Source organism: Streptomyces sp. NPDC057623 (assembly GCF_042800355.1).
Taxonomy (GTDB): Bacteria; Actinomycetota; Actinomycetes; order Streptomycetales; family Streptomycetaceae; genus Streptomyces.
Window position 1 is genome coordinate 1 of record NZ_JBHVGZ010000104.1, and the last position, 6,727, is coordinate 6,727.

3 protein-coding genes and 1 pseudogene are annotated in these 6,727 nt (G+C 73.1%); all 4 read left to right on the plus strand.

Annotation, left to right across the window (positions count from 1 at the left end):
* Nucleotides 1-281: pseudogene (locus tag ACFU95_RS47185) on the plus strand (carbohydrate ABC transporter permease); the annotation flags it as partial.
* 26 nt (nt 282-307) lie between these two features.
* Nucleotides 308-1,633: a glycoside hydrolase family 36 protein gene (locus ACFU95_RS47190; protein ID WP_383842790.1), complete on the plus strand. Its 1,326-nt coding sequence runs from the start codon at nt 308-310 to the stop codon at nt 1,631-1,633.
* Entirely contained in the window at nt 1,630-3,630 is a 2,001-nt protein-coding gene (locus tag ACFU95_RS47195) for a beta-galactosidase (protein WP_383842793.1), read from the plus strand. Before ACFU95_RS47190 ends, ACFU95_RS47195 begins: the two co-directional genes overlap by 4 nt.
* Before the next feature lie 271 nt (nt 3,631-3,901).
* The gene (locus tag ACFU95_RS47200) at nt 3,902-6,370 is read left to right on the plus strand and encodes a SpoIIE family protein phosphatase (protein ID WP_383842796.1); all 2,469 of its coding nucleotides are present in this window, start codon (nt 3,902-3,904) and stop codon (nt 6,368-6,370) included.
* The last annotated feature ends 357 nt before the right edge of the window (nt 6,371-6,727 follow it).

The following is a 6,727-nucleotide window of genomic DNA, read 5'->3' on the forward strand; positions in this document are numbered from 1 at the left end:
GGCAGATCGTGCTGCCGCTGTGCCGCCCGGCGATGGCGGCCCTGGCGACGCTGCTGTCCATCTGGATCTACAACGACTTCTTCTGGGCCCTCGTGCTGATCTCCACCGGCGAGAACATGCCGATCACCTCGGCGCTGAACAACCTCACCGGCGCGTACTTCACCGACCCCAACCTGGTCGCCGCCGGCGCCCTGCTCACCGCGATCCCCACGCTGATCGTCTACTTCGTGCTCCAGCGCCAGTTCGTCAGCGGCCTCACCCTCGGCGCCAACAAGGGCTGACGGCCCTCAGCTTGAAAGAGATCCCCGTGCACAACCCCTTCACCCCGGTCGCCTCGGTGTCCGTGGACCCTCGCAAGGCCCGCGTCCACGAGGAGGGCTGGCAGTCCTGGAGCCCGAGCGGCTCCTACGCCCTCGGCGACAAGCCGCACCGTCCGACCAACGACAACTGGGCGACGGTCTGTTACCGCCCCGGCGTCACCGTCCCGGAGGGCGCCTTCCAGGGCGAGGGCCTGCTGGCGCTCGACCCCGGCGACGGCACGCCGGTCCGCCTGTGGGCGGCGACGGACCCGCTGACCGACGTCCCCTCCATCCGGCTGGTCGTGACGGACGGCGTGGCAGAGGTCAGCGCCGACGGCCCGGTGAAGGAGTGGACGGGTGCCACCGTCCAGTCGGTGCTGGGCGAGTGGGCCGACAGCCTCCAGCTCACGGCCCCCCGCCCGGCCCCGACGGTCTGGTGCTCCTGGTACGAGTACTTCACCGCCGTCACCGAGGACGACATCCACGAGAACCTCCGTGCGATGGACACCCTCGACCTGCCCATCGACGTCGTCCAGATCGACGACGGCTACCAGAAGGCCCTCGGCGACTGGCTCACCCTCTCCGGCCGCTTCCGCTCCCGCGCGGGCATCGCGGACGCGATCAGGGCGCGGGGCCGGCGCGCCGGTATCTGGACGGCGCCCTTCCTGGTCGACCCGGCGAGCGACCTGGCCGCCGAGCACCCCGAGTGGCTGGTCCGGGACGAGGACGGCGGCTTCACGCACGCCGGCCGCAACTGGGGCCACGACCTGCGCGTCCTGGACACCACGCATCCCGAGGCGGCGGCGTATCTGACGGAGGTCTTCCGGACCCTGCGCGCCGAGGGCTACGACTACTTCAAGGTCGACTTCCTCTACGCGGGCGCGCTGGACGGCGTACGACACGGCGGAGACGACGGGGACGCAGCCGCGCTGACGGCGTACCGCTCCGGGATCGAGCTGATCCGCGAGGCGATCGGCGAGGACGCCTACCTGCTGGGCTGCGGTGCGCCCATGCTGGCGTCCATCGGCCTGTTCGACGCGATGCGGGTCAGCCCCGACACGGGCCCGCACCGCCGCCCCGAGGCCGACGACTACAGCCAACCCGGCCAGGACCCCGCCGAGTTCACGGGCGTCGGCCGCCAGTGGCAGCACGGCCGGCTCTGGATCAACGACCCGGACTGCCTGATGGCCCGCCCGGCCGTCGAGACCCGGGAGCGGTGGGCCGCGCACGTCGAGGCGACCGGCGGCCTCATGGCCTCCAGCGACCGGCTGCTGTCGCTGGACGAGTGGGGCGTGGCCACCACGCGCCGGCTCCTCGGGGGAGAGGCCCGATGAAGCGCGAACTCTCCGTCCCCGGCATCGCCTACGGCGGTGACTACAACCCCGAGCAGTGGCCCGAGGAGGTCTGGGCCGAGGACATGCGCCTGATGCGCGAGGCCGGGGTGACCATGGTCAGCGTCGGCATCTTCTCCTGGGCGCTGCTGGAGCCGAAGGAGGGCGCGTACGACTTCTCCCTCCTGGACCGCGTCCTCGACCTGCTGCACTCCCATGGCATCGCGGCCGACCTCGCGACCCCGACGGCGGCGCCCCCGGCGTGGTTCTTCAAGGCCCACCCCGAGGCGCTGCCCGTCGACAAGGACGGCCGGGGACTGTCGTACGGCAGCCGCCAGACGTTCTGCGCGTCGAGTCCCGCCTACCGGGAGGCGGCCCTGCGGATGGCGCGGGCGCTGGCCGGGCGGTTCGCGGACCATCCGGCGGTGGCGATGTGGCACGTCCACAACGAGTACGGCTGCCACAACGCGGAGTGCTACTGCGACGAGAGCGCCGCCGCGTTCCGGCGCTGGCTGCGCAGGCGGTACGCGGACGACCTGGCGGCCCTCAACGACGCCTGGGGCACCCGTTTCTGGAGCCAGTGGTACTACGACTGGGACGAGATCCTCCCGCCCCGCCCCACCGGCGCCGTGCCCAACCCCACCCACCAGCTCGACTGGCGCCGCTTCTCCAGCGACGAGCTGCTGTCGCTGTACGCGGCGGAGCGCGAGGTGCTGCTGGAGGCGGCCCCGACCATCCCCGCCACCACCAACTTCATGGCGATGTACAACTTCGACGCCCTCGACTACTGGCGCTGGGCCCCGAAGCTGGACATCGTCTCCAACGACCACTACCTCCAGTCCGCCGACCCCGAGTCCGAGATCGACCTCGCGCTCAGCGGCGACCTGGTCCGCTCCCTCGCGGGCGGCCCCTGGCTGCTGATGGAGCACTCGACGGGCGCCGTGAACTGGCAGCCGGTGAACCGGGCGAAGGGGCCGGGTGAGCTGCGGCGCAACGCGCTGGCCCACGTGGCCCGGGGCGCCGACGGCATCGCCTACTTCCAGTGGCGCGCGGCGAAGGCGGGCGCCGAGCAGTGGCACTCGGCGATGCTTCCGCACGCGGGCACCGACAGCCAGATCTGGCGGGACGTGGTCCGGCTCGGCGCGGACCTGAAGGCGCTCGCCGAGGTGCGCGGCAGCGTCGGCACGGCCGAGGTGGCGATCGTCTGGGACTGGAACGCCCGCTGGGCGATGGAACTCCCCTCCCAGCCGAGCGGCGAGCTGCGCTTCCACGACCTGGTCCGTGCCTGGTACGAGCCGCTGTGGCGGGCAGGCGTCGCGGTGGACTTCGTCCGCCCGGACGCGGACCTGTCGGCCTACCGCCTGGTCCTGGCGCCGAGCCTCTACCTGGTGGACGACGAGGGCGCGGCCAATCTCACCGGTTTCGCGGAGCGCGGCGGCACCCTGGCCGTAGGCTTCCACAGTGGCGCGGTCGACGAGAACTGCCACGTCCGGCTGGGCGGTTACCCGGGCGCGTTCCGGGAGGCGCTCGGCGTGCGGACCGACGAGCTGTTCCCGCTGCTGCCGGGGGAGTCGGTGGGCCTGAGCGGCGGCGGTACCGGGACCCTCTGGTCGGAGCGGGTCCGCCTGTCCGGCGCCGAGGCGGTCGCCTCGTACACGACCGGCCCGCTGAACGGTGTACCGGCGGTGACCCGTCACGCGCACGGCACCGGCCTGACCTGGTACCTGGCCACGCTGCCGGATCGCGAGACGCTGGCCGCGCTCGTGGACCGTATCCGCACGGAGGCGGGAGTGGAGCCGGTGCGCAGCACGCCGCAGGGCGTCGAGGCGGTCCTGCGGCGCGGCCCGGACGCCGACTACCTCTTCCTGCTCAACCACACCGACCGGCCCGCGCATGTGGCGGTCGCGCCGGACGCCACCGAACTGCTCACGGGCAAGCCGGTGCCGGGGGCGGTCAGCGTCGCGGCGGGGGAGACGGCGGTGGTGCGGGAGCCGCGCTGAGCCCTGGCCCCCGGAGACGCCCGGCTCGGACGGGGGCGTACGACGATGTGGCGTCCGGAGTGTCAGGGGGAGGGGAACGGGGATGGGAAGGGGGAAGGGACGTGAGCCGTGAGCGGTTCCGGGGCCCCCGGGGCTCCGGTGCCGCAACCGGCGCCGAGCGCCGGGCCGTGCCCCACGTCGACAACTGCTGACGACCCGGAAACGCCGGCCCGACGTCCGCGGGCCGGGAGCGCGGACCGGGCGTGTCTCGGCGAGAGCGAGATGAACGATCATGGACGAGCCCGTCATCACCGGCCGGACGACGACGCGGCCGCTCGACGACGTGGTCGGCGAGGCCCTCACGGCCCGCGTCACCGTCGATGAGCGCGGCAGGGTGACCGGGTGGAACGCGGGGGCCGAGCGGCTGCTGGGGTACGCGGCCGAAGAGGTCGTCGGGCGGCCGGCGGGCGAGCTGCTGGCCGAGCCGGTACCGGCCGAGGACCTGCCTCCCTTCGCTCAGCTGCCCAGATGGCACGGCAGCCTGTCCCTCCGGCACCGCGACGGCCGACGGCTTCGGACCAAGGTCCTGGCGCACCACAGGACGTCCGGGCCGGGCGAATGGCTGCTGGTGCGCGCCCTCGGCGGGCAGCGGCCCGAGCTGCTCGACGACACCTTCGTGACCTGGAGCTTCGCCCAGTCCCCCTGCTGCGCGCTGGCGCTCTACGACACCAGGCTCCGGCTGCGCCGGGCCAACGCGGAGATGGAACACTCGGTGGCCCTCACCGAGGAGGACATGCTCGGGCTGCGCGTCAACGAGATCGTGGACGGTCCCGCCGGAGACCGGGCCGAACAGAGCATGGCGCGGGTGCTGGAGACCGGCGAGCCGCAGTACAACGAGAACTTCCTGCGCGTCACCGGTGAGACACGCGAGCACGCCTGGTCGGTCTTCATGTCGGCGCTGCGCGACGCGAGGGGCGAGGTGCGGGGCGTCTGCCTCACCGCGCACGACACGACCGAGCAGTACTGGGCCCGCAAGCGGCTCCAGCTGATCGCGGAGGCCGGCCGCCGCATCGGCACCACCCTCGACGTGATGCGTACGGCGCAGGAGCTGGCGGACGTGACCGTCCCGGAACTCGCCGACTTCGTCAGCGTCGACCTGCTGACCGCCCTGGACGACCTGCACGAGCCGCTCCCGGAGGCCGGCACCCTGGTCGCCCCGCTCGTGCTGCGCCGGGCCGCCCACCAGTCCGTGACCCCGGGCGTGCCGGAGGCGGTCATCGCCCTGGGCGAAGTGGACGAGTACCCGGAGGGCTCCGCGCCGGTCGAGACGCTCCGCTCGGGACGGGCCACGGTGTACGAGATGACGCACCCGGCGATCACCGCGCTGGTCGCCCGCGACCCGGCCCGGGCCTCCCGGGTCCGTGAGTTCGGTGTGCACTCGGTGATGGCGGTTCCGCTGTCGGCCCGCGGCACCAACCTGGGCGTCGCGGTTCTGGTCCGCCACCGCCAGGCCCAGCTCTTCCAGCAGGACGACGTGGTGCTGGCCGAGGAGCTGGCGGCCAGGGCGGCCGTCTGCATCGACAACGCCCGCCGCTACACCCGTGAACGCGGCACGGCGGTGATGCTCCAGCGCAGCCTGCTGCCGCAGCGGCTCCCCGAGCAGGCGGCGGTGGAGGTCGCCTCCCGCTATCTCCCGGCGGGCGCGCACGCCGGGGTCGGCGGCGACTGGTTCGACGTGATCCCGTTGTCCGGGGCGCGGGTGGCGCTCGTCGTCGGCGACATCGTCGGCCACGGCATCCACGCCTCCGCGACCATGGGCCGCCTGCGCACCGCCGTACGCACCCTCGCCGACATCGACCTGCCCCCGGACGAGCTGCTCACCCACCTCGACGACCTCGTGGCCCGCCTCTCGACCGACCGGGGGCCCGGCGACCGCGGCCCCGAGAGCGGCGCCGCGGGCGAGGTCGGCGCGACCTGCCTGTACGCCGTGTACGACCCGATCTCCCAGCGCTGCTGCCTGGCGCGGGCCGGGCATCCGCTCCCGGCCGTGGTGAGCCCCGACGGCGTCGCCGACCTCGTCCACCTCCCGGCGGGCCCTCCGCTGGGCCTGGGCGGCCTGCCCTTCGAGTCGGCCGAGATCGACCTGCCGGAGGGCAGCCTGCTCGCCCTCTACACCAACGGCCTGATCAAGTCCCCGGACCGCGACACCGACGAGGGCGTCTTCCGCCTCCGCCACCTGCTCACCGGCCCGGAGCCGAACCTGGACGCGCTGTGCGACAGGATCCTCACCGATCTGCTGCCACCCCGCCCGCCCGACGACGTGGCTCTGCTCGTGGCCCGTACCCGGGCACTCGACGCGAGCCAGGTCGCCACCTGGGACGTTCCGTCAGACCCCTCCGCCGTCGCCCAGACCCGCAAGGACGCGCTGGCCCAGCTGGACTCCTGGGACCTGGAGGACGCCGCCTTCGTCACCGAACTGGTCGTCAGCGAACTCGTCACCAACGCCATCCGGCACGCGGAACCCCCGATCCAGCTCCGCCTCATCCATCTCACCCACGACAACTCCCTCATCTGCGAGGTCTCCGACGGGGGCAACACGGCCCCGCATCTGCGCCGGGCCCGCAGCTACGACGAGGGCGGTCGCGGCCTCCTGCTGGTCGCCCAGCTGACCCAGCGCTGGGGCACCCGCCAGACCGCCAAGGGCAAGACCATCTGGGCGGAACAACACCTGGAGCCGGCGCCGCCGGAGGGCTTCTACTGACGAACACTCACCCGGCGCTGCAGCGGCCGTAGTCGGCGGGATGAGCGCAGTCGGGCCATGCTCGGGCTGGTGCGGTGCTACGCGGCCTTGCGCCGCGCCGCACGCGTGCCCGGGGCGGCGGGCTCGTGTGCGTCCTCGAACTCGAAGACCTCGTCGTCCCCGAAGTCCGGGGCCTGGAAGGGGTCGGTCGTCGGGGGCGGTGATACGGCGGTGGAACGGCGGGTCTGCCCTTCCGGGGCGGAGAACAGCGACGTCGGTTCGATGGGAGGTCTGCCTTTCGTTACAGGCCCGTGAGCGGGCCTGGTGTGCCGTGACCGGGCACAGCGGTCCTAGAGCTTGGTCATCTTGGCGTAGGGG